The following is a 26576-nucleotide window of genomic DNA, read 5'->3' as shown; positions in this document are numbered from 1 at the left end:
TGGGTGAACCGGCCGCTTTGTGCTGCTTTTTGTCCCGGATGGTGCGGCGACTATGCGCTGTACGATCCGAAAAAGGGTCTTGTCCAGTACGCGGCGAGATAAGTGCAGCGCAGGACAAGGAGAGCTCATGCAAACGTTCGGAGCAACGTCGATGCTTCCCGAGTCGTCGGAGAGTCGGGCGCACATCGGTGCACTTCTCGTCTTCGATCTGCCGCCGAAGTCGAAGGGGTCGTTCGTCGACGACCTGTACGCCGAGCTGATCAGTGCGGGCCGGGTCGGTTCGACTTTCCGCCGAAACCCGGACGCCCCGATCGGCGTCACCGACGGGTTCTGGTGGCGCGAGACCGATGTCGACCTGAGTTACCACATTCAGCGGACGACTGTTGCTGCCCCCGGTGGGACGACAGAACTGCTCGCCACCGTGTCGCAACTGCACGCGGTGCCGCTCGATCCGAAGAAACCCGCGTGGCTCGCGTACCTGATCGAGGGTCTCGAAGAGGGCCGGTTCGCGTTGTACGTCAAGGTCCACCAGGGCCTCATGGACGGCGTGGGAATCCTCAAACTCGTCCACAAGATGTTGTCGCGGGACGAGTCCGACACCGCGCTGCGGACCATCTGGGAGCACCACTTCGAAGACGCGCCGAAGCCGCAGGAGACCGCGCCGGAACCACCCCCCGAACTCAGTGTGTCGTCCCTGTTCCGGTTCGGCAGCAAGCAGGTCAGCGGCCTCGCGAACAAGGTGCCCGGCTCGGCACGCGCGATGGGCAAGGCACTCGTCGACCGCGACATCGCGGTCCCGTATCGGTCGCCGAATTCGATTCTCAACGTTGCGGTCGGGACGGAGCGCAGGCTCGTTGCGCGCTCCTGGTCGATGGAACGCATAGCCGACGTCCGCAACTTCTCGCGCTCGAGTGTCGAGGAGATCGTCATCGCGATGTGTTCGGGCGCCCTCCGGACCTATATGGGGGAGCGCAAGAAGTTGCCGACCTCGTCGCTGATTGCAATGGTCCCGATCGCCCGGCACACGGATAAGCGGGGCGTCGACAAGGTCGGCACCGTCTTCTGCAAGCTCGGCACCGACCTCCGTTACCCGGAGGAGCGGCTGAAGACGATCAAGTCCTCGATGGCGAACGGCCGCAAGATTGCCGACGCGATGGGTCAGGCGACGACGCTCGCCGCCTCGGTCGTCACGATGACCCCGCGTCTGCTCGGTGGTGTGCCGGGCATGTCAGCGGTCGCTCGGCCTGCGTTCAACGTGACGATCTCCTACGTACCCGGCGCCAGGGAAGCGACGTTCTGGCGAGGTGCGCGGATGCACAGCCTGTATCCGACGACGACCGTCGGCGATGGTCATGCGCTCGGCTTCGCGGTCACGAACACCGAGGGCCGCTTGGACGTCGGCCTCATCGGCTGCCCCCAGGCCGTGCCCGACCTCGACGTCATTCTCGACAACATGGAAAAGGCGCTTGTCGAGCTCGAGAAGATCTATCACTGATAGCCGAGCAGCTTCTCGATCTCTCTGCGGTCGCGTTTGGTGGGCCGTCCTGCGCCTCGATCGCGTTGCGGAATCGACGCGAGTAACTCTTTCGGCGGTGGCGGCGGACTTCGATCGATGATGCATTCTGCGGCGATGGGCGCACCGACCCGCTTGGTGACGATCTTCGCGACTTCGACGATCCGCTCGACTCCGGACACCCGGACGCGCACCTCGTCCCCGATCTTGACCGGATGCGCGGCCTTCACCGAGGTGCCGTTCACCCGCACGTGCCCTGCCCGGCACGCGGTCGCCGCCGCGGACCGGGTCTTGAACAGCCGGACCGACCAGGTCCAGCTGTCCACCCGTGCAGTCGTCACTCCGCCAGATTAGCGACCGGCTTTGCCGTCGGCAGGAACGAGTACCCGACGCAGATGATCGCGAACATCAGATAGCCGAGCGCGACCTCCGGATTGGCAGCCCACGCAACGGATTCGCCGTGGATCAGTCCGATGAACGTGAGCACGGCACCGACCGCTGCGGCGATCGCGGCGAAGAGGAATTTCTTGTCGATGATGAACGTGACGATCGTGCCCAGCACGAGGCCGGTGAGAACAGCACCCTCGCCGAGGGTCTTCAGCCCGTCGTAGACGACTCCGTTCTGGTTCAGCGCAGCCGAACCGACCTGCTCGGCGGACGTCCCCGCCGCCGCAAGCGCGTTGTCGATCAGGCCGGTCGCCCATTGCGCAAGGTTCGGCAGCAGCGCTGCGACGACGGCGACCGCGTGGATCTTGGGCACAGCCTGAAAGGCCTGCGCGCCGATCAGCAAGCCGATGTAGAGCAGGATCGGGACGATAGCTGGAATCGGCAAGATCGTGGCCAGCACGCCGAAAAGGCCCAGAAAGCAGAACAATCCGATGACCGCCCCGCTGGCCAGCGAGTACCCGATTCGGCCGCCGGCGTCCTTCCAGCCCGGGTGACCGATGTACACGGCGGGCGGGAAGGGGGAACCGAAGGCCGATCCGATGACGGCTCCCGCACCGTCTGCGAGTAGCACGCTGCGCAGGTTGTAGTCGTCACCGGCGGCGGCTGCGCTTTCGACGTTGCTCATCGCCTCGGTGAAGTTGTAGATACCCAACGGAATTGCGGTGCCGAGCAGCGGAGCCAGATCCTTCAGACCGTCGAACAGCATGTCGACGCGCAAGTCAGGGAGGCCGATGGCGATATCGCTGATCGCCGACGAGACGTCGGGTGCGGACATGTACCCGCCGATCCAGCCGATAGCGGTGCCCACCAGAAGCGCGGCAAGTCCGACCGGAATATTGCCCGGTAGGCGAACATTGGTGAAGAAGCCGATCAAAATGATCGCGAGAACCGGCAATCCGATCCACGCGACCTCCCACATCTGCGCTGCCGGGCGCATGGAGATGAAGGTGATCGAGATCCCGGCGAGCGTGCCGAGCATCGCGGCCCGCGGCGTGAGCTTGCGAATGTAGGGTCCGACAAAGGCGCCGATCATCACGATGATGCCGATCATGAACGCCCACGCCAGTCCGGCTTGCCATGCCGCTATGGGATCGCCGGTTGCAATAGCGACCGGGAGCATCACGACGAACACGACGATGAACATGTGCGGAACGCTCGGACCGTACGGTAAAGCCGTTACGTCCGTGCGGTTCTCACGCTTGGCGAGGCGGCGTGCAAGCATCGTGTAGTAGAGGTTGCCCAGCACGAGCGCGATGCCGAGCGCGGGCAGGATCGTGCCGAAGACGTCGTCGCCGGGCACGTTGACGACAACGGTCATCAACACGGTCAACGTCAGCACGTTGACCAGGATGTTGAACCCGAGTCCGAAGAACGCGTTGGTATCGCCGCGGGTCCACCACGGGATCACCGGCTTGGCCGGGGGTGTGTCCTCGATCTTCTTGGCAGTGTCGACGCTCATGTTCGGTTCCTGTTCAGGCGGGGGTCGAGGCGAGGGCGAGTGCGGGTACTACGGCAGCGCTGTCGGCGACCCAGCCGAAGATGCCGCCCTGCGCGCTGATCATGTCCAGCCCCACCCGCTGGAATTCGGGGAAATACGAACCGACGCAATCGGATACGACGAGGCACTCGTAGCCCCGATCGTTCGCTTCGCGCACCGTCGTGTGCACGCACACCTCGGTCGTGACGCCCGTGACCAACAGGCGCGTAACGCCTGCAGCCGTCAGGACGTCCTGCAATTCGGTGGCGTAGAAAGCGCCTTTGCCGGGCTTGTCGATCACGATCTCACCTTCGACAGGGGCGAGTTCGTCGACGATGTCGTGCCCGTACTCGCCCCGAATCAGGATGCGCCCGAACGCACCTGGATCGCCGATGCGGTGCGACGGGTTGCCGCGCTGCAGCTTCGCGGGCGGGCAATCGGACAGGTCCGGCAGATGCCCTTCGCGTGTGTGCACAACCAAAATGCCTGCAGCCCTGGCGGCTTCGAGGAGGTCGCGGAGTGGTCCGATGGCTTTCTGCAGAAGCGACACGTCGTTGCCCAGACTCTCCCCGAAACCGCCGGGCAACAGGAAGTCCCGCTGCATGTCGATGATCACCAGGGCCGTGGTCTCCGGCGTCAGCTCGAACGGTGTCGGAAGTGCGTCGACGCTGGTCATGGGTACTCCTGTCGAATGCGGGTTAGAGTTTGCGGGACAAGTTCTTCCGTCGCCCGTGGCGAGTCCAGCAGTTGCGCCGCGACGTGCAGGACGGTGTCGTCGGAGAGGGCCGGTCCGAGGATCATCACGCTGAACGGCCTCCCGTCCGCTGTGACACCCATCGGCACCGCCACCCCGACGAGGTCGAGCAGATTGCCGAAATGCGTGTAGTGACCGAGCACGGTGTTGCATTCGATCGGCCGCGCCAATACTTGGTCGACGGTGAAGGTTGTGCCGATCGTCGGCAGGATCAGCACGTCCATGTCGCGCCACAGCCGACCGACCTCTGCCCGCAACTCCTGTAGGCGTTGCTGGGCTCGGAAAGCGTCGACAGCCGTGTACTTTCCACCGCTGCGCAGGATCTCGCGCACCACGGGATGAATCGACTCGGGCTGTTCGGCGAGGAAACCCGCGAACTCGACGAGTCGTTCCGCGACCCACGGGCCTTGGTAGAGCAATGCACCGGCGGCGAGAAATGGGTCCAGCGGTGCAACGACGGTGTCCGCGGCGCCGCGCAGGATTCGATCACGAACCGCGAAATGTGCTGCAGCCATGGGCTCGTCGCCGAAGAATTCGAGCTCCGGCGCGGGCGGCAGGCCGATCCGGATCGGCGTCCCCGCGTAGCGCGGTCCGCGTGGTCGCGTCCAGGAATCCTCTTCGTCGGTACCTGCCATCACGTCGAAGGCGCGATCGATGTCGTCGATGCAGCCGCCCATCACGGTGATGCAGTCGAGCGACTTGCATGCCGGTACGAGTCCGACGGCGCTGATCACACCGCGCGAGGGCTTGAATCCGACAACTCCGTTGAGCGCGGCGGGAACTCGTCCAGAACCTGCGGTGTCGGTCGCGACGCAGAACGGCACCTGGCCGAGCGCGACGGCCAGTGCGGAGCCGGAACTCGAACCGCCCGATATCAGTTCGCGGCCGTAGACGCTTCGCGGGATCGTGTGCGGGGTCCGGGTTCCGTTCAGCCCCGTGGCGAACTGGTCCAGGCTCGTCTTCCCGACGTACAGCGCGCCCGCGTCGAGCAGGGCTGCGACGGCGGGCGCGGTGGTGTCTGCGACGTAGGCGTAATCCGGACACGCGAGTGTTGTCGCGACGCCCGCGACGTCGATGCTGTCCTTGACACCGAACGGGACGCCGTAGAGCGGCAAAGCTCGTGCGCCGGGCCGGTTTTCGATCGCCCTGGCCGCAGCGATGAGGTCCGCGCGCGAGACCGTCGAAATCCACGTGCCGTCGTCGCCGCGGGCCGCGATGGCGTCGGCCACCCGCATTGCCGTCTTGACCGGAGTGCCCGATCCGCTGGCATAGGAGTCCAGATACTCCGCGACAGAGGGACCGAGCGACGGACCTGGCGGACGTTGCGCGAATGTCATGCCGTCGATTGTCGACAGGGCGAATGGCGCCCTTGGAACGCTTGCGTGTCGATTGTGTTATCGAGCCAGCCGGTAAACTGGGCAAATGCTGGGGACGATTGACGAAGTCGTGTTCGATTGCAGGTCGCCGCGAGAACTGGCAATTTTCTGGGCGAAGGTTCTCGGCGGTGAGCCGGTCGGTCGCAGCGAGTCCTGGTGGTACATCGACCCGCCCGGCTGGACACGTGTGGCGTTCCAGAAAGTGCCCGAAGAGAAGGTCGTCAAGAATCGCGTGCATTTGGACGTTCTGGTCGACGACGTCGCGTGGGGTGCCGACGAAGCTGTGCGCCTCGGTGCTGTCAAAGTCGACGGCATCATCAGCGATTCGGAAGGGTCGTTCCAGGTTCTCCTCGACCCCGAGGGCAACGAGTGGTGCGTAGTGCGATCGGCGGCTGACGCGTGACCAAAAAGCTCTGGGCGGCAATCGGAGCCGTCGCGGTCGTGGTGGTCGCTTTGATAGTTGTCGGGATGGTGACGTTTTTCGGGAAGAACAAGCAGGAGTTCCCGGCTGTCGATCCGGCTTCGCTCGGTCCGGGCCAGCAGCGCATCGTGGAGATTCTCAGAACCGAATTCGACGGCCAACGACCCGGCACCACCTACTCGGAGGGAGTGGAGGAGGCGTGGTGCGCCGACTTCGTCAGTTGGGTGATGCGTGAGGCAGGGGTGCCGTTCGCGAACCCGAACTCGGGATCGTGGCGAATACCGGGAGTTGCCGCACTCGAGGAGTACTACCGGGGCACCGACCGGTTCGTCGCGGCGGGCTCGGACTTTCGACCGGTGATCGGCGACGTTGCACTGTATTCCGCCGCCAGTCCGTTCGGTCAGCACACCAACATCGTCGTAGCGGTCGACGGTGCCGAGATCACGACGGTCGGCGGCAACGAAGGGAACGAGATCCGGGTCAGCACGTTCACGATCGGTGCCGACCCGGGCCTCGTCGGCTTCGGAAAGACCGTCTAGCCTGCGGTCGAGGTGCCGACCAGCGGGCGTTCCGGGGGAGTACCCGGCCATGAGTCCAGTCCTCTCGGCGGTCGGCCGGCGACGCGCGCGGTTGCCAGGGCCGCCAGCGATATGAGGGTGCACCACACGCCGGTCCCGACGAATCCCCACTTCGCCGCCAGCAACGTGGCGATGCCGGCCGTGACGACAGCCGCCCCGACCACGGCGCTGTGCCGGAGACCGATTGCGTCGTCCCACCAGGGCAACTTGCGGTCTTCGAGCGGACTCAGGGCGAGGAACAATGCCGCCGTCAACGAATAAAGTGCGCCAAGTTGAACGACGACCAGCACGGCGAAGCCGGGTTGGGCTGGATCCGAACGGTCGAAGCCGAGGAGATGGCTGATGTACGCGATCGTGAGCAGCGCCGGCATGTGCCAGAGATACAGCGTCATCGCGCCACCGTTGCCGAGCGCGACGATTCGCCAGACTCGTGGTCGCCGGGCGAAGCGGCCGCACCAGGGTGACGCGAGAATGAACAGGCACGACAGTGCGATCGCGTGACCGGCCAGCAGCAATGAGGGTGGCGTCATGTTGGACAGACGTTGCCCGTCGACGGTCACCAGGCTGACTTCGTACGGCCCGGCGAGCACGAGAAGAACGTTCGCAGCGACCGACGTCATCGCGACGATCCCGGCCGTGAACCGCGAAATCAACCCACGGACATACCCGATCCCGAGGGCCGCGGGGATGAGCCACACCAGCAGGTTGAGGTAGCCGAGGCTCTCGGGTCCGCCGCCCAGGCGAATGGCGTCGACCGCGGCAGCGCCGCAGTACAGGCCGAGTACGACGGTCGCGACCTGCCAGCCGTGCTGCATGGCTGCCAAGGCGGGAACGAACGCGAGCACCACGATGTAGACACCGATGAACCACAACAGTTGCGTGCTGATCGCAGCAATGCGTTCGTTCACGTTCGGCGCCATCACGTCCCGCAGCAGGAACAGGGCGACCGCCCATGCGGCGAGATAGTAGAAGACGGGGCGGTACAGGCGCTGCGCACGGCGCATCAGCCAGGCTCCCCAAGCGTTGCCCGGCCGCCAGCTCATCGCGCTCGACGCGGCGCCTGCAAAGAAGAACAGCGGGAGTACCTGCAGAATCCAGGTGAGCGCCTGCAACGTCGCGGAACCGGTGAGCAGGTTGCCGAACGACACCGTTCCCGGACCGACGGTCACGAGGAGCATCAGGCCGTGGCCGCTGATGACGACGAGCAGCGAGGCGAGTCGAACGAGGTCCAGAGACCTGTCCCTGGTCCTCGGTGTCAGCGCTTCGACGGTTGCGGCGGAGGGTAGTAATCGCATGTAGAAGAGGTTGCCGCCGCCCGCCGGGCCGTAGGAGAGCAGAACTACTCAGGTGCGGTAGGTAATCCGAGTATCGTAGAGCCGCTGCTCGCAAGGACGCGTAAGCGAAGGGGACTGCTGATATGACCGAGTCGAACCACGATGTTGCCGCGCCGCCACACACAGATTTGACGTGGATTTCCTACGGCGAGTTCGGCAAGCGGTTCTTCGTCGAGGCAGTAACCACAGATCGCATCGCCGCAGCCGTCGAAGGCATGGCAGGCAAGGGCATCAAGATCGGCCCGATCGGCCTCGGGCCAGGTGGGCTCGCGGGATTCGTCGCAGAGGGCAGCGTCGGGAAACCGACGATCAGCAAGCATGCCGGCGACGACGTGGCGTTCGATCTGCTCGTGCCGGCGTCGTTGAGCGTGGTCCTGCGGCTCGGCCAGGAGGTCCGCATTCAGGTCGGCATCGAGATCCGGTTGGCGCTGCACGCGCGCGCCGCGGAACCGCTGCGGATCGTCATCGACATCCCCCAGATCTCACACCGCGATGTCGCACTTGTCGTTCGTGCCGAAGCCCTGGGTGCGGCCTGGCAGTGGTTGCTCGAACCGATGGGTGAGGTCATCCGCCGCGAGGTCGCCAACCGGATCAACCTCATGACCGGCGAGGCAGAATCGTTGCGGGGCAGAGTGTTCGACATCGCCGCGCGTATCGACGACACCCCCGAAGACACGAGCCTGAAGTTCAAATGGATGACGTACAACGACTTCGGTGCGAAGTTCTACCGCACCGCCGTCACCGAGGAGCGGATTGCGAGCGCCGTCGAAGATCTGGACGGTCGCCAGATCGAAATCGGTCCGCTGAAGGCGGGCCCGAAAGGTATCGCCGACGTCAACGCGACGGGAAAGGTCGGCAAGCCGCTCGTATCTCGTCGTGGCACAGGCGATTTCGTCGTCATCGACCTGCGAATCCCGGTGTCTCTCGACCTCGTCATCTCGCTGCGCCGCGATAACCACTACGCCGCGAACATCGAGATTCCGCTCGTGCTGACGGCCAAGGCCGCCGACTACCTGCTCATCGTCGTCGACGTCCCGGCACCGGGTGCCGAGGACATCGAGATCGACCTGAGCGCAAAGGGGCTCAGCGCAACCGTGTTGAGCATGGTGGGCGGAATCAAGGGCGAGATCGCCCAGCAGGTTGCCTCCGTCGTCGCCGAGGAACTGGCCGACCCGAGCGGCCGGATCGTCGACGTTGCCGAGCGAATCCAGAGCGCCTGAACAATTCCCGGTGAAAACCCGTCGGAACGGGCGCGAATCGGGGACAGTTTGCGCATGTCCATTTTGCTGCGGGTTGCTGTATTCGCGTGTGCTTTGGGTTTGGTAGCGGGTTGCACGTCGGACGATTCGTCCTCGGAATCGTCGACCAGTTCCGGCGCCGCCCCCACGGTCGCGTCTGCCGATCCGGAAAAGGCCGAGGCGGTCCTGAAAGTCGCGCGCGACTACATGGCGGAAGCGCACATGAAAGCCGTGATCGTGAAGGTGAGTATCGACGGCAAAGAAATTGTGACGCAGGCCCTCGGGGAGTCCATGACCGGAGTTCCGGCGACCGTCGACATGCATTTCCGCAATGGCGCAGTCGCGATCTCGTATGTGTCGACCTTACTGATGAAGCTTGTTGAAGAGCAGAAGGTCAGCTTGGCCGACAAGGTGTCGAAGTACCTCCCGGACCTCCCGCATGCCGACAGGGTGACGGTCGGGCAGCTGGCCCAAATGACCTCGGGATACGAGGATTTCGTACTTGGGAACGAGGAGTTCGGGAAACAGGTCTACGGCAATCCGTTCAAGGCTTGGACCACAGAAGACCAGCTGGCGCTCGCCGTGAACAAGCCGCTGCTCTACGAGCCCGGAACGAATTGGAACTACGCACACACCAATTACGTCATTCTCGGACAGGTCCTCGAAAAGGCGACAGGCGAAACGATGGCCGACCTGTTGCAGGAGAAGGTGCTCGACCCGCTGGGACTGAAGAACACCGTCCCGAACCTGACGGCCGAGATTCCCGAGCCTGTTCTGCACGCGTTCACCGGCGAGCGGAAGTCCTTCCTGAATATCCCCGCGGACCAGCCGTTCTATGAAGAATCGTCCTTCTGGAATCCCTCGTGGACCATCAATCACGGGGCAATCCAGACGACCAACATTTCCGACCTCCATGACACCGCAATCGCACTCGGCACCGGCAAGTTGCTGACTCCCGAGTCGTACAAGCTGTGGGCCACGACCGATCTGCGCGGCAAGACGACTGCGCTGCCGGGGTGCCTCACGTGCCGCGAGTTCGGTGTGGAACAGACCTACGGTCTCGGCGTGTGGCTCATCGGTGACTGGTTGATGCAGAATCCACTGTTCTTCGGCTATTCCGCGGCAGAGGCATACCTCCCCCAGGACAAGATCGCGATCGCCGTCGCTGTCACCTACGCGGAGGAGGCGTTCGAGGGCGAGTCGGTCCCCAACGCGGGAGATGTGCTGTGGCGCAAAATTGGTGCGGTGTTGGCTCCCGACCACGTTCCGCCGCAAAAGTAGTACTCAGGGTCATCCCGCTCGCCGAGCAGGCTGATGCCGCGACGAGTTCTCGGGTGATGCTCGGCTGAGCGCCTGCTCGGCAAACTGGGTCGGTGTGTCGGTGGGTGGTGTTGGTTCGCACCCGTTTTAGGGATCCGCACCGGGACTTGCCGGGTGACACGCCGGGGTGTGCCCGAAAAGGGGTGCGGGTGAGGCGAACTGGTGGTTCGTGTGCCGAGCAGGCTGATGCCGCGACGAGTTCTCGGGCGATGCTCGGCTGAGTGCCTGCTCGGCAAACTGGGTCGGTGTGTCGGTGGGTGACACGCCGGGTGGTGGTTGGTTCGCACCCGTTTTAGGGATCCGCACCGGGACTTGCCGGGTGACACGCCGGGGTGTGCCCGAAAAGGAGTGCGGGTGAAGGGAACTGGCAGTTCGTGTGCCGAGCAGGGTGATGCCGCGACGAGTGGTCGGGTGATGCTCGGCTGAGTGCCTGCTCGGCGAAGCGACGCGCCGTCATGCCCAAAAACCGAGTTACCAATGTGACCAATGTGCCTAGCGTCACCAAAGTTAGTATGGTGAAATGTGTAAACGATCGAAGCTACCGGCGCGTTCATGAAAATGGGGAAGGCGCGCCGGTAGTCACAACACATTCATTGTTAGGCAGGGTTCCGTGCACGTAAGTCGCCGCGAGTTGTTCCGCTATGCAGCAGCAGGTTCCGTCGCGTTGGGCGCGGCCGCGATCGGGACCAATATCCCGCGCGCACACGCTGATACGGAGCTTGGCACGCTCATCGACTATGCAGCCGGCGTGCCGTCCGCGGAAGCGATCGCGGATGCGGGACACACCGGCGTCATCCGCTACGTGTCGGACCGTCGCGCGGGCGCGGAATGGATGGAAGGTAAACCCATCCTGGCCGACGAGGTCGAGGCGCTGACCGAAATGGGTCTGCAAATCGTGTCCTGCTATCAGTTCGGAAAGGGCCCGACCGCGGATTGGCGCGGCGGCTTGGAGGCGGGAAAGAAGCATGCAGAGCGTGGGCTCGAATTGCACCTCGCCGCAGGCGGTCCCGAGAATTCGCCGATCTATGCGTCGATCGACGACAACCCGAATGCAGTCGAGTTCGCGACGATGATCGCGCCTTACCTGCTGGGCTGGGAATCGGTCGTCGGCCATCACAACACCGGTGTGTACGCCAACTCGCCCACCATCGAGTTGTCGCGGGTAGCCGGTCTCGGAGCGTGGTACTGGCAGCACGACTGGGGGACGCCCGAGGGGTACGTCCATCCCAGCGCGGCGCTACATCAGTTCGAGATCGACAAGCGGCGCATCGACGGCGTCGGAATCGATCTCAACGAGATCCTGGTCCCTGACTACGGTCAGTGGTCACTCGCCTGATTGCGCAAGCTCCTGGCCTTCGGGCGCAGCCATCACGGAGCGATTGCCGTGCCACGACATAACCGAAAATCGCGATCGGCCCGACAGTAGGGATCCGACGCTACCGAACGACCCGAACGAGAACGCGGACCACGACGACCCGATCGAGCCGATCGACATGAACGAGCCCACCGAACCGATGGACAGGGCCGACCCGACCGACCCGATCGACAGGATCGACCCTTCGGACGCGATCGACAGGATCGAGTTTCGTGATCGGAGGGACCGAATTCCTGCCATGGTCAGTTGACCGTGAACATCCCGACAGTCGGCAGGAACGTGCATGTGCGCGGCGCCGCGTCGGGTTCCTGCGTGCTCAACCCGCCGGAGATAACCGCGAGGACGCGCCCCGGGCCGGTGTTGGAGATGACCGACAGCGTCGCCGGGCCTTCGGGATTGATGTTCGCCGAGTTGTTCAGCGTCTGCGTTTCGGTCTTGCGGTTGTCGATGTTCAACCATGTGATCGTCAGCGGAGTCGTTTGCTCCGGTGCGAGCGGTGCGGTACCGAGCGCCGTGAAGACGATTCCGGCCTGGCCGGCCTGAGGGCCGGGCGGGGGGAGTTGTGCCGGTCCCGAGACCGCGAGAGCCGTACCGACCGAATCAGCGCTGTCCGAGATGCAACCACGGCCGACTGTCGGGTACAGGAACTGCTGGATGATCGGGGCACCGTTCTCGGGGATCTCGGGGCCACCGCCGCCGCTGCCGTCCAGGAATCGGATGACGCTGGTGATGATCGTCTTGATCGGCGCGGGCAGGCCGGGGGTGTCGCGCAACATCGTCAACTGCTCGAGCAACGCGCTCTGCGGGCTGTCGGCAACGTCGGCGGGTCCGGCAGCGGCGCCGAGGATCGCAGGTGCGACCGATGCGAGCATGTCGACTGTGACGCCCTCGGGCAGAGCCGGGATTTCGATGCCGGCAGGTACGCCGGGCAGATCTGGAAGCAGCGGTTCTGCATGAACGACGGTTGGTGCGGCCAGTGCGGCTGCTGCGGCAATCGCAAAGACTGCGATTGCTTTCTGCGTTGTTCGGGTGCGATGCACTGTGTCCCCATCCTCTGTGCGTAAGGCAATAGCCGGCCCACGGCCCGCTGTTACCGACTCGGGACGTCACTCTAGGAGTGCGCCCCCAATCTTGTACAGCGCGGTACGCATTCGCATGAGATCGTGTCCCAAGCAAAATGCGTTAACGGGCGAGCCGCGTCACTCTGTGACCATAGCCTGTTACAGAAGTAAACAATGTGAATGTTGATGCAACTGTTATGACTGATCAGACACATCGCGCGGGTGAACTGCTAGACCGTTAGGCTCATCGCGACCGCTCTAGCGGAGCTGCCGAACAACGGGGAGGGTGCGAGACAGTGGCCCAGCGTGGAGCCGGCGACGTTGCCCCCTCGCGGAATGTGAGTCGAATCACCCGAATCGTGACAAAGGTGACGAGCCCCGCCGGGGCGGCGATGCTGCTCGCAATCGCGGTCTGCGCACGGCTGGCGTGGGTTCTGCTGACGCCCAACGGAATGAATCTCGTCGATCTCCACGTCTATGTCGATTGCTCAGCGGCTCTGCTGAGCGGCGATCTCTACGACTGCACGTACGCCGACCAAACCCCCGAGTTCCCGCTGCCGTTCACCTACCCTCCGTTCGCGGCGCTCGTCTTCTTCCCACTGCACTATTTGCCGTTCGGCTTCATCGGAATCGCGTGGCTGCTGTTGACGATCGCAGCGCTCTACAAGGTCGTCGATATCAGCCTCGACCTCGTTGTGAGCGATGTGGATCCGGCTCGCCGGCGGGCGTGGGCGATGCTGTGGACCGCGGGTGGAATGTGGCTCGAGCCGATGCGAACGACCCTCGACTACGGCCAGGTGAACGTCTTCCTGGTGCTCGGCGCGATCGTCGCGGTCCGGAGTACGCGATGGTGGGTGTCGGGATTCCTGCTCGGGTTCATCGCGGGGATCAAGTTGACACCCGCGATCGCAGGTCTCTACTTCGTCGCACGGCGTCGTTGGGCGACCGTTGTCGCTTCGGCTGCCGTTTTCGCCCTCACCGTCGGGTTGAGTTATCTCGCGATCGGCGGTCAGGCGCACAAGTACTTCGGCACGTTGCTGGGCGACGCCGACCGGATCGGCCCGGTCGGATCGGTCACCAATCAGTCGCTGCGCGGGACGTTGAGCCGACTGCTCGGACATGACGTCGAGACGGGCACGCTGTGGTTCGCCGCGGTCGCGATCGCGGTGGTCCTCGCCGTGCTGGCGTGGCGGGCGCTCGCACCGGACGACCTGCTCGGAACCTTGCTGGTCGTGCAGATGCTCGGGTTGCTGATCTCGCCGATCTCGTGGGCACACCACTGGGTGTGGTTGATTCCGTTGCTGATCTGGCTCTTCCACGGCCCGTACCGAAATCTGGCAGGCGCTCGGGTGCTCGCATGGTTCTGGCTGCTGGTGACAGCCGTTGGCGTCCCCTGGGTCCTCGGCTTCGCCCAGGGCGATGTCTGGGAATTCTCGCGGTCCGGCCTGATCTCGTGGCTCTCGACGGCCTACGTTGCCGGTGCGCTCGCGACCTTCGTCTGGATCATCGAGCGTGGCTGGCGCGAGGCTGGGGCTACGCCAGCCGATCGACCGTCTGTGCAAGCGACACGTCGAGATCGGTGATCCCGCCCTCGGAGTGCGTCGACAGGGTGAGGGTGACTTTGCGCCAGCGAATGTCGATGTCGGGATGATGGTTCGCCGATTCGGCCGCTTCGCCGACTCGACGGACGAACTCGATCCCGTCGAGAAAGCTCGGGCGTTCGAATGTTCTGGTGATGGCCTTGTCCGCTTTGGTCCAGTCCGGCAGGCCGGTGAGTGCGTCCGTGATCTCAGAATCCGAAAGTAAGGTCGCCATACCTCATGATGGTGCCATGCAACCCGAGCCCATAGAAGTGGTCGCGGCAGCGATCGTGGCAGGCGGACGGTTGTTGCTGGCGCAGCGCACGAGGCCGCCGGAGTTCGCCGGATTGTGGGAACTGCCCGGCGGGAAGGTCGAGGCAGACGAAACTCCCGCGGCTGCGGTCGCGCGGGAACTGCGCGAGGAATTGGGAATCGAAGCAGTGGCAGGGGAGCGGATCGGCGTCGACGTCGATTTGCCGAACGGTTTCGTGCTGCGGGCCTACCGCACGACTGTGCGCTCTGGAATTCCGCAACCCCTCGACCACGCAGCGGTCTGCTGGGTGACTGCTGCGCAGTTGCGTGAGATCGATCTGGTCCCGAACGATCGGATCTGGCTGGAAGAACTTGTGTGCGCGCTTACGCCGCGCGCGCCTTCTTCAGCGCTTTGACGAGATCCTTGCCACACACACCGGCACTCTCGGCCTTCTTCATTCGCATTATGACGACCGGGCATTTGATGCATCGAGTTTTGCTGCGGCAGCACTTCTTCTTGGGTTTCAGCCCCGAAACTTTTTTGGCTTTGACCTTGCCCATGTTCGGTTGCTGCTCCTCGTTTGCGCGCGGAAATCTGACGTCAGCCTACGCTCGAGGTAGTCGACGGAATTCAAAGTCGCTGCGGACCGGTACTCTGATGGCTGGCCGCAATGCCCGAGCGAGCGCCCAGATGGCGATTCGTTCGATTATTTGTGCGTTGCGGCGGCCAGATCTGCGAAGAGTGCCGTGCGAAGACCCTTGCGCGGAGAATCAGCCAGGAGAATACAGCGTTGTCGAGCCCCACATCTTCCGCCGCATCGCCTGCCCGGACATTCAGGAACGTGGCGATCGTGGCGCACGTCGACCACGGTAAGACCACCCTTGTCGACGCGATGCTTCGCCAGTCCGGCGCGTTCGCCGCGCGGGCTGAGCTCGTCGACCGAGTCATGGACTCCGGCGACCTCGAGCGCGAGAAGGGCATCACCATTCTCGCGAAGAACACGGCCGTCCACCGGCACCACGAGGACGGTTCCATCACCGTCATCAACGTCATCGATACGCCGGGCCACGCCGACTTCGGTGGCGAGGTCGAGCGTGGGCTGTCGATGGTGGACGGCGTCGTGCTGCTTGTCGACGCATCCGAGGGCCCGCTGCCCCAGACCCGTTTCGTGCTCCGCAAGGCGCTCGCCGCATCGCTGCCGGTGATTCTCTTGGTCAACAAGACGGACCGTCCCGATGCGCGAATCGAAGAAGTCGTCGAAGAGAGCCACGATCTGCTGCTCGATCTGGCTTCCGATCTGGACGACGAAGCCGCAGAGGCTGCCGAGCTCGCGCTGGACCTGCCGGTTCTGTACGCGTCCGGACGCGAGGGCAAGGCATCGAAGGAGCGGCCCGAAAACGGCCACGCGCCGAATGCCGAGAATCTCGACGCGCTGTTCGACGTTCTGCTGAGCTACATCCCCGCGCCGAAGGGCGATCCCGAAGGCCCGCTGCAGGCGCACGTGACCAACCTCGACGCGTCCGCATTCCTCGGCAGGCTCGCGCTCGTGCGTATCTACAGCGGCAAGCTCAAGAAGGGCCAGACCGTCGCGTGGATGCACGGTGACGGGGTCAAGCAGATCAAGATCACGGAACTGCTCGCTACCGAGGGCGTCGAGCGCCATCCGGCCGAAGAGGGTGTGGCCGGCGACATCGTCGCAATCGCGGGAATCCCCGACATCATGATCGGCGACACCTTGGCCGATCCCGAGAATCCGGTCGCGCTCAAGCGCATCACCGTCGACGAGCCCGCTATCTCGGTCACGATCGGTATCAACACTTCGCCGCTGGCCGGCCGCAACGGTGGAAAGAAGCTCACCGCCCGACTGGTCAAGGCGCGCTTGGATTCCGAGCTCGTCGGCAACGTCTCACTCAAGGTCGTCCCGACCGAACGACCGGACACCTGGGAGGTCCAGGGCCGAGGCGAACTCGCGCTGGCGATCCTGGTCGAGCAGATGCGCCGCGAAGGTTTCGAACTGACCGTGGGCAAGCCGCAGGTGGTCACCCGGACTGTCGACGGCAAGATCCACGAGCCCTTCGAAGAGCTCATCGTCGACGTCCCCGAAGAGCACCTCGGTGGCATCACACAGTTGCTCGCCGCTCGCAAGGGCAAGATGGTCCAGATGACAAACCACGGATCCGGTTGGGTCCGAATGGAATTCATCGTTCCTTCGCGTGGTCTGATCGGCTTCCGGACCGACTTCCTCACGGATACGCGCGGCACCGGAATCATGAACGCGGTGTTCCACGGCTACGCGCCCTGGGCCGGCGAGATTCGCGCCCGGCACACCGGATCGCTCGTCTCCGACCGTGCGGGTCAGGTCACGCCGTACGCGATGACGCAGTTGGCGGACCGTGGCACGTTCTTCGTGGAGCCTGGTGTCCAGACCTACGAGGGAATGGTCGTGGGCATCAACCCGCGCCAGGAAGACCTCGACATCAACGTCACGCGGGAGAAGAAGCTCACCAACATGCGGCAGTCGTCCGCGGACATCGTGGAAACGCTTGCGACACCGATCAAGCTCGATCTCGAGGGCGCCATGGAGTTCTGCGCACAGGACGAGTGCGTCGAAGTCGGGCCCGACGCGATTCGGGTTCGCAAGGTGATGCTGAACGCGACCGAGCGCGCTCGCGATCTGTCGCGACGCAAGGCTCGTGACAAGGCTGCGTTGTAGGGTGCGTTGACACGGGACGGAGGGTCAGTGCTGGCTGGATTCGGGCGGTTTCTCACAGCGGTATCGATAGTTGCTGCGACAGCGACCCTTTCGGGTTGTATCGCCGATCCGCCGCCGCCGATCGAAAGCACTGACCGGCCCAACACTCCGACCGCGGTACCGACGTCGAACACCGTCGTCGTAGCAATCGACGACATCGGCATCGGGTTCAATCCGCACCTACTCGCGGATCAGTCGCCCGCGACTGCGGCAGTGGCCTCGCTCGTGCTGCCGAGCGTGTTCCGGCCCGCGGTGCGCCCCGACGTGCCGGGTGCAACCCAGTGGATTCTCGACGACGTCGTGATGGCGTCGGCGGCTGTGACGGCGGAGGAGCCGTTTACCGTCACCTATCAGATTCGCAACGAGGCGCAGTGGTCCGACGGCGCGCCGATCGCCGCGGAAGACTTCCGTTACCTGTGGCAGCAGATGATCGAACAGCCGGGCGCTGTCGATCCAGCGGGCTACGAACTGATCGACAACGTCGCGTCTGCCGGCGGCGGCAAGACTGTGGTCGTCACGTTCAAGGGGCCCTACCCTGCGTGGCCCGAGCTCTTCGCCAATCTCCTGCCCTCGCATCTAGTGAAGGACGCGCCGGGTGGGTTCGAGCGCGGGCTTGCCGAGACGATTCCGGTTTCCGGCGGCCATTTCAATATCAAGTCGATCGACCGCGGCCGTGACGAAATCCTGCTCGAACGCAACGACCGCTTCTGGGACGTCCCCGCCAAGCCCGACCAGATCATCATGCGGCGCGCGGGTTTGCCTGCGCAGCTTGCGGATTCGATGCGATCGGGGGATACCCAGATCGCGACCGTGCACGGTTCGAAGGCTGCGGAATCGCAGTTGTCTGCGATCCCTGCGGTCAAGACCGCAGTTACTTTTCAGCCGCGCGTACTCGAAATTGCGCTGAATGCCCGCAACGGCGACCTTGCCGACGAACGAGTGCGGCACAGTCTCCTCTCGTTCCTCGATCCGACGCTGTTGGCCGGTGTCGGAGCGGGCAGTCGGTCGGACGTGGAACATGTTCGTGCGCAAGTGCTTTCGCCGTCGGATCCGGGCTATGTCCCGACCGAGCCGCCGCGACTGCGGCCTGAGGAGGCGTACGGACTGCTCGGCGAAGCGGGTTACGTCGTTCCGGTGTTGCCGGTGGCGGACGGTACGCCGATGCCGCTGATCACGAAGAACGGTAAAAAGCTCGAAGTGCGAATCGGTGTGCCGGAGAACGACGATACGGCAGGCGCCGTCGCGAGCACGGTCGCAGATCAGTTGCGCGACGCGGGATTTGACGCGTCGGTGGTGCGACTACAGCCCGACGAGTTGTACGGGGACGCGTTGATCAAGGGCGACATCGATGCCCTCGTCGGCTGGGTGCGCAGTGGCAACGACCCGGCGACCGCACTCGCCTCACGATTCGGCTGTGAATTCGAAGACGGTGGACCCGACGCCCTCGGCTCGAGCAATCTGCCTGGTGTCTGCGATCCGACACTGCAACCGCTCATCGACACCGCGGTTCGCGGCCAGGCACCGTTCGTCGAGCTGCTTCCGCAGATCGAGCCCAAACTGTGGCAATTGCACACGGTGCTCCCGATTATGCAGGACATGACGGTTGTCGCGGTCGGTGGTGAGGTCGGCGGCGTGACCCTGGTGGGCCCGATCCAGACCGGTATCTTCGGCGACGCGTACGACTGGACGAGGAAGCCTGAGTGAGTGCACGGCGGCTGTTGCTGGTTCACGCTCATCCTGACGACGAATCGCTGACGACCGGCGGCACGATTGCGCACTATGCGCGCGCCGGCGTCGAGGTCACGGTGCTGACCTGTTCGCTCGGTGAAGAGGGCGAGGTCATCGGCACTGCATGGGCGCAGTTGGTTGCCGACCGCGCGGATCAGCTCGGCGGGTACCGAATCCTCGAACTGACGAGGGCACTTGACGAATTGGGTGCCGCGGGTCCGCGGTTTCTCGGCGGAGCCGGACGTTGGCGCGATTCCGGAATGGTGGGCACCGCCGCGGCGGCAAATCCGCGCGCGTTCGTGAACGCAGACCCACAGGAAGCGATCGGTGCGCTCGTCGCTGTCCTTCGGGAAGTTCGGCCGCACGTCGTCGTCTGCTACGACCCGGATGGCGGGTACGGGCACCCCGACCACATTCAGGTGCACAGGTTTGCCAGCGCGGCGTTCGAGGCCGCGGGCACGACGGATTTCCCGGATGCCGGCGAACCGTGGGACCCGGCGAAGTTGTACTGGACCGTGACCGACGGTGCCGTGCTCGAGCGCGAACTTGCCGCGATAGCGGAGGTGCCGGCGGGGTGGCGCCGACCCGGCGTTGGCGAATTGCCGGCCGTGCCTACCGAATCGGTAACCGCCGTTATCGACGTGTCGCACGTGCTCGCGGCGAAACGGGCGGCTTTCCGCGCGCACGCCACCCAGGTGACCGTCGCGCCGTCGGGCACCGAGTATGCACTGTCCAACAACATCGTGCAGCCGGTGCTGAGCGAGGAACATTTCGTTCTCGTGCGTGGCAGCAGCGGACCGGTCGGCGACGATGGTCGCGAACACGACCTGTTCGCAGGGATCGCGGAATAGACTCGGGACGGGGCATGGCTCGGAAGAAGGAACGAAATGTACAACTGGGATCTGCAGAACGCGATAGCGGCGTTCGTGGACAGTCTTCGTCCGTCGGGTCAGATGCAACACGATCTGTACGTGAACACCCTGTACGCCTTCGTGGATCTGCAGAGCCACCTGCTGACAATGCTGGGGTATCCGCCGGTCCCGTGACCTATGCCGCGCTCGGCAAAATCGTTCTGGCACTGCTGATCTTCGACGGTTTCCTGACGTTCGTTCTCGAGGTGCTCTTCCTACCGACCTACATCGGCGGGCATGCGTTCCCGGTGGCCGCTCTCATTGCCGGTGTCATCAATGTCGCGCTCATTCTGTTGGCGCGCGAAGTGACCGATCGATTGTTGCTGCTGAGCCTGCCGTTGGTGGCGTGGTTGATCGGCTTCGTTGTCGGCCTGTCGAGCGGTCCGGGCGCAGACGTGCTGCTGCTGATGAATTGGGCGACGCTGCTCCTTTTCGCCGGCGGGCTGCTGCCGCCCGCCGCGCTGTTGTACAAACTCGCGCAGCATCCTTCGGTTCGCTAGCTCAGGCCGGCTGCGGTGGCGGCGCGCCGGAGGACCGCCTCGAGCATCGCAGGTGTCAGTTTGCCGGTGAAGGTGTTCTGCTGGCTGACGTGGTAGCACCCGAAGACGTGCAGCGGTTCGGGCTTGCCCGCAAGCTCGACTTCCGCGCCGTGTGCGAATTTCGGGCGCGGCCGGGGAATCGTCCATCCGGCATCGCCCAGCGACGGCAGGAGGGTCTGCCACCCGAAGGCGCCGAGTACGACGATCGCGCGCGGGTTCAGCAGCCGCAACTCCGCGTCGAGCCAGTGCCTGCAGCGTTCCCGCTCGTCGGGCAGAGGTTTGTTGTCCGGCGGTGCACAGTGGACCGGTGCGGTGATCCTGGTGCCACGCAGGACAAGTCCGTCGTCGATGTGCGTAGCTGTCGGCTGGTTGGCCAGCCCGACCGCGTGGAGCGCGGCGTAGAGCACGTCTCCGCTGCGGTCGCCGGTAAACATGCGACCGGTCCTGTTCGCCCCGTGCGCTGCCGGTGCGAGACCGACGATCAGGAGCTTCGCGTCCGCCGGGCCGAAGCCGGGAACCGCTCGGCCCCAATAGGTTTGATCGCGAAAAGCGGCCCGTTTCTCGTGGGCCACCAGCTCGCGCCATGCGACCAACCGTTCGCAGGCTCGGCAGTCCGCGACCGCCTTGTCCAATTGCTCGAGGGTTCGGGGTGTCATCGCCGGTATCGCAGCGTCACGAGTTGGAACGGGCGGAGTTCGAAAGCCGCGGTAGCGCCCTTGTGCGAGAGTGCCGGTCCGTCGACGGGCCGTTCGAGGAGGTCGGTGAATTCGACGGACTCGTACGGGAAGTCGGCCGTGATCGCCGTCGTCGCGCGCCCCCCGTGGGATTCGTAGATTCGCACGACGACGTCGCCGCTGCGGTCCTCTGCGAGCTTTACCGCCTCGACCACTGTCGCCGGGTTGGCAACGCTGAGCAGGGGCGTGATCTCGTCCGCGGCGCCCTTCACCACACGTGCGGGGAGGTTGATTCGGTAGCCCGATTCGACGGCATCGCCGATGGTCGCGCCCGGTCGGATCGCCACACGCAGCGTGTGAGCGCCTTGGTCGGCATGTGGATCGGGATATCGGGGTGCACGCAGCAGCGACAAGCGGACCGTTGTGGTCGTCCAGCCACCCTCGCGGGTCCGGCGCCCGACGTCGTGTCCGTAGGTCGAGTCGTTTGCCACAGCGACACCGTAGCCGGACTCGCCGACATGCACCCACCTGTGGGCACAGATCTCGAACTTCGCGAAGTCCCATGACGTGTTCGAGTGGGTCGGGCGGAAGACATGGCCGAACTGCGTTTCCGACGCACTCCGATCGGCGTGGACGTCGAAGGGAAACGCCAGTTTGAGCAGCTTCTGACTTTCGTGCCAATCGATTTCGTTGGTGACAAGGAGTTCGGGCGCGTCCGTTGCGAGTCGAAGCCGCTGCACGATGCGGGACTTTCCGAAGCTGCGGGTGAGCACCACGTCGGCACCGTCGGCGGTGATGGAATCGAGCGCGGTGAGGTCGGTGACGACGTGTCGGTAGAACTCGTCGATGTCCCACGCATCCCAGACATTCGGCGTATCACGGTGCAGCTGAAGCAGATTCCCGGCGGCGCCTGGTGCTATCGCTTCGCGGCCACTGGCGGCGTCGACCAGCGACGTGACAAGTCCCTTTCCGGAAACGACGGCGCGGACCATGCCGTTGTCGAGTACGAAGCCGCGCCGGTGCTTGCGCGGTGGGGAGTGGTTCGGTGTCGGGGCCCCCGCTGCCCCCAGCGCTGGAACGCCGTCCCGGTCGGTGGGAGCGGCATTGAACAGCAACGTCTTTCGGCCCTTGCCGGCCAGTGCGGTGGTCGCCGCCGAGATGACCGCTGTCAACCGTTCGGCAACAGCCGCGTAGTTCCGTTCGGCATCCTGATGGACCCAGGCAATGGAGCTGCCGGGCAGGATGTCGTGGAACTGCTGGAGCAGGACCAGTCGCCAGACCTCGTCGAGTTCGTCGTAGGGATAGTCGAACACACCGCGCACAGCCGCGGTCGACGCCCACAATTCGGCTTCGCGAAGCAGACCTTCGCTGCGGCGATTTCCTTGCTTCGTGTTGGCTTGCGACGTGTAGGTTCCGCGATGGAGTTCGAGATAGAGCTCGCCCGACCAGACCGGGGGAGCGGGATACTCGGCCGAGGCCTTCTCGAAGAATTCGATCGGACTGCCGATGGTGACCGTCGGCGATCCTTCCAGCGAGTGCGTTCGCCGGGCCGCGGCGATCATTTCGCGCGTCGGTCCGCCGCCACCGTCGCCCCAGCCGAACGGCACGAGCGACATGGTTCCGGCGCCCATGTCACGGTAATTACGTTGTGCGTGACCGAGGTCCGAGCCACCGAGATCGGAGTTGTACTTGTCGACCGGCGGGAAATGGGTGAAGACCTGGGTGCCGTCGATACCCTCCCACCGGAACGTGTGATGGGGCATCCGGTTGGTCTGGTTCCAGGAGATCTTCTGCGTGAGAAAGTAATTCGAGCCCGATGCCGTGACGATCTGGGGCAGGGCCGCCGAGTAACCGAAAGAGTCGGGCAGCCAGACCTCCGGGGTGTCTATACCGAACTCGTCGATGAAGAAGCGCTTTCCGGCAACGAACTGACGTGCCATCGCCTCGCCACCGGGCATGTTCGTGTCCGCTTCGACCCACATTCCGCCGACCGGAATGAACTGACCGGCAGCGACTTTCGCCTTGATTCGGGAGAACAGCTCGGGGTAGTGCTCCTTGATCCACGCGAACTGTTGCGCCGACGAGCAGGCGAACCGAAACTCGGGATGCCGGTCCATCAGATCCACCATGTTCGAGAACGTGCGCGCACATTTGCGGACCGTCTCACGGACCGGCCACAACCATGCGGAGTCGATGTGTGCGTGGCCGACGGCGATGATGTTGTGCGCGCTCGCGTAGGCAGGTTTCGCGAGGACAGGTGCGAGCACCTCGCGGCCTGCCGCGGCTGTGCCTGCTACGTCGTCGGGATCCATTGTGTCCGTCATCCGTTCGAGCGCACGCAGGATTTCGTGTCTGCGTGGCAGGTCGAACGGGAGCGCGTGCATGAGGCTCCACAGCACCGCGATGTCCTGTTGCAACTCCCACACCGTGGCATCACGGAGCACGAACTGGATTTCGCGGAGGCGGTAGATGGGATCGCTTCCGGCTGTGGCCTTGTCGCCGCGGTCGGTAGGCTGAAATCCCGGGATGTCAGGATTTGCCGCACATTCGAGATAGATGTCGAGCGGTTCCTTCGGGTCGATCGGAAGCCAATTATTAAACGGTGCAACGGCTTTGATGATCGATCCGTCGGGGCGGTAGGCGAGCCCCTCCGCGTTGAACCCCGGTCCTCCGGTGAAGCCGAGTTCGACTAGCAATTCTGGAATCATTCCGCGCGGCAGTCGACCGCGGGAGTCGAACCACTCTGGGGGCGCCGTTCCGGTGACATGCAGCCACATCGTGCCCCACGGTGCGCCCCACGCGGCGCCGTACTCGATCGGTTCGAACTTCTGCCCGGCCGCTTCGTCGAACGGGACCGGTTCGTCCGGCACGGTCCAGGCGGTCACCGTGGTCGAGCCGCGCGATACATATACGGCAGGATTGATGCGCTGATCGATGAACCGGCCGATCCGACCTTCGACAAGCGGGCGGTCGTCGTGCATGATTCGGACCCTACTCGAGGTAGAAAACTGGGAGGCGCGAATGCTGGAACTCGTCGAGGACGGTCCCGTCCTGCGGGTGTGGCTCAATCGTCCGGATTCGCTGAATGCGCTCGACCACGAGACCCTGTCCGAGCTCGCCGATGTGTTCAACGAGGCATCCCGTCGCTTTTCCGTCAAGGTGATCGTGCTCGGTGGCCGCGGCCGATCATTCTGTGCCGGAGCAGATCTCAAGAATCCGCCCGGTCTCGGCGGAGAGACGGCTCGGGAGCAGCGCTGGCGCGCTGACGTCGGATCGCGAGCCTGTAGGGCCATCGCGGACTGCGAGGTAGTGACCATCGCACGACTGCAGGGGCATGTCTTCGGAGGTGGTTTTGCGCTCGCGCAATCGTGCGATTTCCGTATTGCCAGTCCTGATGCGACCTTCGCGCTACCTGAGGTCGACTTGGGAATTCCGATGACCTGGGGATCGGTTCCGCGATTGATCGCGGAGGTCGGCGCCGCCCGTGCCCGAGAAATCGTGATGCTCTGCGATCGGTACGACGCCGAGACCGCGCACCGGATCGGCCTCGTCCATCGGCTCGTGGACAGTGGCCAACTCGACGCCGCGGTCGATGGCCTGGCCGAGCAGATCGTCGCAAAGCCCGAGCATGCAATTCACGTCAGCAAGACGCAGTTTCGCGCATACGCCAATGCGTTGGGCGATGCCAGCTTCAACGACGGCGATCTGTTCCGTACGGCGATTTCCGGCGTAACTCGCGGCTAGCGGCGCGCCCAGATATCGCCGGCGCCGGGCTGAACTGCTTCGATGAGCGCCCAAGCGTCCTCGGCCGGTAGGTCGAGTACGTCGTAGTGGCCTTGTCCCGCAGGGGTCGCGGCGACGATCGTCGCGACTCCGGCGCGCCGCTGGAAGAAGCTTTGCCGCACGGTCCAGCCGATGATTCCGGCTGACTGCACACAGTTACGCCTGCGATCGAGCGAACCGCTTTGTGTGACAAGCCAGCCCGGCAGCACCGCGTGGCCCAGGCCGCGCTGCCGATCCCATGCGACACCGGTCGCGGCGACGCTGAGCACGCCGGCCAGGGACCAGACAAACCAGGCGATGTGAACACCAGCGACCTGGGCGATCGCCAATCCGGCAAGCACGGCCAGGACCGGGAGTAGCGCGCGCGTGAACCGTCGACGTACAGCAGCGGGGCCGTGCGGGGTCAACTCGACGCTCGATTGGATGCTGTCGCCGATGAGGTCGGCCATCACGCGGCGAGCCTCGGCGACCGGTGCCGGAGGCAGAACCAGTGACGACTCACGCTTTTCGGCACTTACGCCCGTCATGATCGCGTCGAGTCTCGCTCCACCCGCGAGCCGGACGAGTAACGGCTGCATGAGTGTCGAACCACGCAACCGTGCGCGGTCGAGCGAAGTCTGCCGGGTCTTCAGGAGGCCGTGACTGACGTGGAGTACCCGACCGTCGTCGACCACGCGCAGCCCGCCGTACGCGAGCAGGTATCGCACGCACGCAAGAACACTCGCGACCACGAGGAGCAGGATCGCGGCTGCACCGACGGCGACGACCACCCCGAAATGCGCTGTCGAGTCGACGAATCCGGAGACTGCAGCAGACTCGACGAGCTGTCGTCCGAGCCCGTATTGGAAGGCCAGGCCGACTGTGGCGAGTACAGCGACCACGCCGGTCGATGAAAACGGTGCGTACCGGACCCAACTCGGGGAGAAGTGCGCAATGTCGAGTCCTGCCTTGTCGAGTCCCACCGTGGCGGGTGGCGCCGAATCAGGTTCGGCCGCTTCGGGTTTTGTCAGCAAAGCGGCGCGCAGGCCGGGCACCAGTGCGGCGTCGAGCGCGTTGAGCTCGAACTTCTCGTCGCCGCGGCCCGTGCCCGTGCCGATCCGGACGACCGAAAGACCGAGTACGCGGTGCATGAGCGGCGCCTCTACGTCGACCGATCGAACGCGAGTGCGCGGAATGGACAACAACTTTCGCTGGAACAACCCCGTCTTCAGTTCGATGTGAACCGGTCCGATGCGGTACGTCGTCGTGAACCAGCGCTGCAGGGCGAACAACACGATGACGGCGAGCGCGATCAAGCCCCACATGTGGTTGCCGCTCTGCGTCCCGATCACGAGCGACACCAACAGGACGGGCAGGAACTTCACGGCTTCGGTAACCGGGTGCACCAACAGCATTCGTTTGTCGAGTCGCAACCACGGCTGGTTCTCCTCGAGAACTTCGGCTACAGCGCCGGACGCTTCGG

25 protein-coding genes are annotated in these 26576 nt (G+C 64.4%); 14 read left to right on the top strand and 11 right to left on the bottom strand.

Going from position 1 to position 26576, the window contains the following annotated elements; all coding sequences use genetic code 11:
• Nucleotides 1-127 precede the first annotated feature (127 nt).
• Complete coding sequence (locus tag JGU72_RS03265; RefSeq protein WP_199682287.1) at nucleotides 128-1495, top strand: wax ester/triacylglycerol synthase family O-acyltransferase; 1368 nt, start codon at nucleotides 128-130, stop codon at nucleotides 1493-1495.
• On the opposite strand, the gene JGU72_RS03260 is transcribed toward JGU72_RS03265, so the two are convergent.
• The 4 genes from JGU72_RS03260 to JGU72_RS03245 are packed head-to-tail and all read right to left on the bottom strand — an operon-like array spanning nucleotide 1489 to nucleotide 5528.
• Nucleotides 1489-1854 carry an RNA-binding S4 domain-containing protein gene (locus tag JGU72_RS03260; RefSeq protein ID WP_199682286.1) on the bottom strand — a complete coding sequence of 122 codons (366 nt, stop codon included), beginning with the start codon at nucleotides 1852-1854 and terminating at the stop codon, nucleotides 1489-1491. The genes JGU72_RS03265 and JGU72_RS03260 overlap by 7 nt on opposite strands.
• Entirely contained in the window at nucleotides 1851-3419 is a 1569-nt protein-coding gene (locus JGU72_RS03255; protein ID WP_199682285.1) for a SulP family inorganic anion transporter, read from the bottom strand. Before JGU72_RS03255 ends, JGU72_RS03260 begins: the two co-directional genes overlap by 4 nt.
• 13 nt (nucleotides 3420-3432) lie before the next feature.
• Nucleotides 3433-4113, bottom strand: a complete 681-nt coding sequence (locus tag JGU72_RS03250) for a cysteine hydrolase family protein (RefSeq protein ID WP_199682284.1) — start codon at nucleotides 4111-4113, stop codon at nucleotides 3433-3435.
• Nucleotides 4110-5528 (bottom strand): allophanate hydrolase, encoded by a 1419-nt coding sequence (locus JGU72_RS03245; protein WP_199682283.1) that lies wholly within the window; start codon nucleotides 5526-5528, stop codon nucleotides 4110-4112. The genes JGU72_RS03250 and JGU72_RS03245 overlap by 4 nt, the downstream gene beginning before the upstream one ends.
• Nucleotides 5529-5613: 85 nt before the next feature.
• Here JGU72_RS03245 and JGU72_RS03240 point away from each other — a divergent pair, with 85 nt between their 5' ends.
• Nucleotides 5614-5970 (top strand): VOC family protein, encoded by a 357-nt coding sequence (locus JGU72_RS03240; protein WP_199682282.1) that lies wholly within the window; start codon nucleotides 5614-5616, stop codon nucleotides 5968-5970.
• A 65-nt stretch (nucleotides 5971-6035) separates the two neighbouring features.
• Nucleotides 6036-6527, top strand: coding sequence for a CHAP domain-containing protein (locus JGU72_RS03235; RefSeq protein WP_199683176.1), 492 nt, complete (start codon nucleotides 6036-6038; stop codon nucleotides 6525-6527).
• Here the strand turns inward: JGU72_RS03235 and JGU72_RS03230 are convergent.
• Nucleotides 6524-7861, bottom strand: coding sequence for an acyltransferase family protein (locus tag JGU72_RS03230; RefSeq protein ID WP_199682281.1), 1338 nt, complete (start codon nucleotides 7859-7861; stop codon nucleotides 6524-6526). The genes JGU72_RS03235 and JGU72_RS03230 overlap by 4 nt on opposite strands.
• A 122-nt stretch (nucleotides 7862-7983) precedes the next feature.
• On the opposite strand from JGU72_RS03230, the gene JGU72_RS03225 reads away from it, so the two are divergent.
• The 3 genes from JGU72_RS03225 to JGU72_RS03215 all read left to right on the top strand — a co-directional run bounded on the left by JGU72_RS03225 (nucleotide 7984) and on the right by JGU72_RS03215 (nucleotide 11794).
• On the top strand, nucleotides 7984-9120 hold the full coding sequence (locus JGU72_RS03225) for a hypothetical protein (RefSeq protein WP_199682280.1): 1137 nt from the start codon (nucleotides 7984-7986) through the stop codon (nucleotides 9118-9120).
• Between the two features lie 54 nt (nucleotides 9121-9174).
• The gene (locus tag JGU72_RS03220) at nucleotides 9175-10419 is read left to right on the top strand and encodes a serine hydrolase domain-containing protein (protein WP_199682279.1); all 1245 of its coding nucleotides are present in this window, start codon (nucleotides 9175-9177) and stop codon (nucleotides 10417-10419) included.
• 649 nt (nucleotides 10420-11068) lie between these two features.
• Nucleotides 11069-11794, top strand: a complete 726-nt coding sequence (locus JGU72_RS03215) for a DUF1906 domain-containing protein (RefSeq protein ID WP_199682278.1) — start codon at nucleotides 11069-11071, stop codon at nucleotides 11792-11794.
• Here the strand turns inward: JGU72_RS03215 and JGU72_RS03210 are convergent.
• Both JGU72_RS03210 and JGU72_RS03205 read right to left on the bottom strand, forming a co-directional pair.
• Nucleotides 11783-12073 (bottom strand): hypothetical protein, encoded by a 291-nt coding sequence (locus JGU72_RS03210; RefSeq protein ID WP_199682277.1) that lies wholly within the window; start codon nucleotides 12071-12073, stop codon nucleotides 11783-11785. The two genes, JGU72_RS03215 and JGU72_RS03210, sit on opposite strands and share 12 nt — an antisense overlap.
• A 2-nt stretch (nucleotides 12074-12075) precedes the next feature.
• On the bottom strand, nucleotides 12076-12873 hold the full coding sequence (locus JGU72_RS03205; protein WP_199682276.1) for an Rv1157c family protein: 798 nt from the start codon (nucleotides 12871-12873) through the stop codon (nucleotides 12076-12078).
• A gap of 389 nt (nucleotides 12874-13262) precedes the next feature.
• Between JGU72_RS03205 and JGU72_RS03200 the strand changes: the two genes are divergently transcribed.
• Nucleotides 13263-14477 carry a mannosyltransferase gene (locus JGU72_RS03200; protein WP_307828277.1) on the top strand — a complete coding sequence of 405 codons (1215 nt, stop codon included), beginning with the start codon at nucleotides 13263-13265 and terminating at the stop codon, nucleotides 14475-14477.
• Here the strand turns inward: JGU72_RS03200 and JGU72_RS03195 are convergent.
• Nucleotides 14428-14709: a 4a-hydroxytetrahydrobiopterin dehydratase gene (locus tag JGU72_RS03195; protein WP_199682274.1), complete on the bottom strand. Its 282-nt coding sequence runs from the start codon at nucleotides 14707-14709 to the stop codon at nucleotides 14428-14430. The two genes, JGU72_RS03200 and JGU72_RS03195, sit on opposite strands and share 50 nt — an antisense overlap.
• Nucleotides 14710-14725: 16 nt before the next feature.
• Between JGU72_RS03195 and JGU72_RS03190 the strand changes: the two genes are divergently transcribed.
• The 6 genes from JGU72_RS03190 (at nucleotide 14726) to JGU72_RS03165 (ending at nucleotide 20618) form a co-directional block, all read left to right on the top strand.
• Nucleotides 14726-15142, top strand: a complete 417-nt coding sequence (locus JGU72_RS03190) for a (deoxy)nucleoside triphosphate pyrophosphohydrolase (protein ID WP_199682273.1) — start codon at nucleotides 14726-14728, stop codon at nucleotides 15140-15142.
• A 375-nt stretch (nucleotides 15143-15517) separates the two neighbouring features.
• Nucleotides 15518-17440: a translational GTPase TypA gene (gene typA, locus JGU72_RS03185; protein WP_233531063.1), complete on the top strand. Its 1923-nt coding sequence runs from the start codon at nucleotides 15518-15520 to the stop codon at nucleotides 17438-17440.
• Nucleotides 17441-17467: 27 nt separating this feature from the next.
• Nucleotides 17468-19183 carry an ABC transporter family substrate-binding protein gene (locus tag JGU72_RS03180; RefSeq protein ID WP_374101069.1) on the top strand — a complete coding sequence of 572 codons (1716 nt, stop codon included), beginning with the start codon at nucleotides 17468-17470 and terminating at the stop codon, nucleotides 19181-19183.
• Nucleotides 19180-20058, top strand: coding sequence for an N-acetyl-1-D-myo-inositol-2-amino-2-deoxy-alpha-D-glucopyranoside deacetylase (mshB, locus tag JGU72_RS03175; protein WP_199682270.1), 879 nt, complete (start codon nucleotides 19180-19182; stop codon nucleotides 20056-20058). Before JGU72_RS03180 ends, mshB begins: the two co-directional genes overlap by 4 nt.
• 36 nt (nucleotides 20059-20094) lie before the next feature.
• Nucleotides 20095-20253, top strand: coding sequence for a hypothetical protein (locus JGU72_RS03170; protein ID WP_199682269.1), 159 nt, complete (start codon nucleotides 20095-20097; stop codon nucleotides 20251-20253).
• Nucleotides 20250-20618 (top strand): hypothetical protein, encoded by a 369-nt coding sequence (locus JGU72_RS03165; RefSeq protein ID WP_199682268.1) that lies wholly within the window; start codon nucleotides 20250-20252, stop codon nucleotides 20616-20618. The genes JGU72_RS03170 and JGU72_RS03165 overlap by 4 nt, the downstream gene beginning before the upstream one ends.
• Here the strand turns inward: JGU72_RS03165 and JGU72_RS03160 are convergent.
• Together JGU72_RS03160 and JGU72_RS03155 are read right to left on the bottom strand one after the other, a co-directional pair.
• Nucleotides 20615-21313 carry a uracil-DNA glycosylase gene (locus JGU72_RS03160; RefSeq protein ID WP_199682267.1) on the bottom strand — a complete coding sequence of 233 codons (699 nt, stop codon included), beginning with the start codon at nucleotides 21311-21313 and terminating at the stop codon, nucleotides 20615-20617. The genes JGU72_RS03165 and JGU72_RS03160 overlap by 4 nt on opposite strands.
• Entirely contained in the window at nucleotides 21310-24312 is a 3003-nt protein-coding gene (locus tag JGU72_RS03155; protein WP_199682266.1) for an alpha-mannosidase, read from the bottom strand. The genes JGU72_RS03160 and JGU72_RS03155 overlap by 4 nt, the downstream gene beginning before the upstream one ends.
• A 40-nt stretch (nucleotides 24313-24352) precedes the next feature.
• On the opposite strand from JGU72_RS03155, the gene JGU72_RS03150 reads away from it, so the two are divergent.
• The gene (locus JGU72_RS03150; RefSeq protein ID WP_199682265.1) at nucleotides 24353-25075 is read left to right on the top strand and encodes an enoyl-CoA hydratase/isomerase family protein; all 723 of its coding nucleotides are present in this window, start codon (nucleotides 24353-24355) and stop codon (nucleotides 25073-25075) included.
• Here the strand turns inward: JGU72_RS03150 and JGU72_RS03145 are convergent.
• Nucleotides 25072-26508: a PH domain-containing protein gene (locus tag JGU72_RS03145; RefSeq protein WP_199683174.1), complete on the bottom strand. Its 1437-nt coding sequence runs from the start codon at nucleotides 26506-26508 to the stop codon at nucleotides 25072-25074. The two genes, JGU72_RS03150 and JGU72_RS03145, sit on opposite strands and share 4 nt — an antisense overlap.
• Nucleotides 26509-26576 lie beyond the last annotated feature (68 nt).

The sequence above is a fragment of the Antrihabitans auranticaus genome, assembly GCF_016481275.1.
GTDB lineage: Bacteria > Actinomycetota > Actinomycetes > Mycobacteriales > Mycobacteriaceae > Antrihabitans.
The sequence above is the reverse complement of the archived record's forward strand: the minus strand, read 5'-3'. Positions and strand labels throughout refer to the sequence as shown.

Excerpts from the sequence above, each read along its gene's own strand:
- JGU72_RS03265 (WP_199682287.1), top strand. The coding sequence starts at position 128 with ATGCAAACGTTCGGAGCAACGTCGATGCTTCCCGAGTCGTCGGAGAGT.
- JGU72_RS03255 (WP_199682285.1), bottom strand. The coding sequence starts at position 3,419 with ATGAGCGTCGACACTGCCAAGAAGATCGAGGACACACCCCCGGCCAAG.
- JGU72_RS03250 (WP_199682284.1), bottom strand. The coding sequence starts at position 4,113 with ATGACCAGCGTCGACGCACTTCCGACACCGTTCGAGCTGACGCCGGAG.
- JGU72_RS03245 (WP_199682283.1), bottom strand. The coding sequence starts at position 5,528 with ATGACATTCGCGCAACGTCCGCCAGGTCCGTCGCTCGGTCCCTCTGTC.
- JGU72_RS03240 (WP_199682282.1), top strand. The coding sequence starts at position 5,614 with ATGCTGGGGACGATTGACGAAGTCGTGTTCGATTGCAGGTCGCCGCGA.
- JGU72_RS03235 (WP_199683176.1), top strand. The coding sequence starts at position 6,036 with ATGGTGACGTTTTTCGGGAAGAACAAGCAGGAGTTCCCGGCTGTCGAT.
- JGU72_RS03230 (WP_199682281.1), bottom strand. The coding sequence starts at position 7,861 with ATGCGATTACTACCCTCCGCCGCAACCGTCGAAGCGCTGACACCGAGG.
- JGU72_RS03225 (WP_199682280.1), top strand. The coding sequence starts at position 7,984 with ATGACCGAGTCGAACCACGATGTTGCCGCGCCGCCACACACAGATTTG.
- JGU72_RS03220 (WP_199682279.1), top strand. The coding sequence starts at position 9,175 with ATGTCCATTTTGCTGCGGGTTGCTGTATTCGCGTGTGCTTTGGGTTTG.
- JGU72_RS03210 (WP_199682277.1), bottom strand. The coding sequence starts at position 12,073 with ATGGCAGGAATTCGGTCCCTCCGATCACGAAACTCGATCCTGTCGATC.
- JGU72_RS03195 (WP_199682274.1), bottom strand. The coding sequence starts at position 14,709 with ATGGCGACCTTACTTTCGGATTCTGAGATCACGGACGCACTCACCGGC.
- JGU72_RS03190 (WP_199682273.1), top strand. The coding sequence starts at position 14,726 with ATGCAACCCGAGCCCATAGAAGTGGTCGCGGCAGCGATCGTGGCAGGC.
- JGU72_RS03170 (WP_199682269.1), top strand. The coding sequence starts at position 20,095 with ATGTACAACTGGGATCTGCAGAACGCGATAGCGGCGTTCGTGGACAGT.
- JGU72_RS03160 (WP_199682267.1), bottom strand. The coding sequence starts at position 21,313 with ATGACACCCCGAACCCTCGAGCAATTGGACAAGGCGGTCGCGGACTGC.
- JGU72_RS03155 (WP_199682266.1), bottom strand. The coding sequence starts at position 24,312 with ATGCACGACGACCGCCCGCTTGTCGAAGGTCGGATCGGCCGGTTCATC.
- JGU72_RS03150 (WP_199682265.1), top strand. The coding sequence starts at position 24,353 with ATGCTGGAACTCGTCGAGGACGGTCCCGTCCTGCGGGTGTGGCTCAAT.
- JGU72_RS03145 (WP_199683174.1), bottom strand. The coding sequence starts at position 26,508 with ATGCTGTTGGTGCACCCGGTTACCGAAGCCGTGAAGTTCCTGCCCGTC.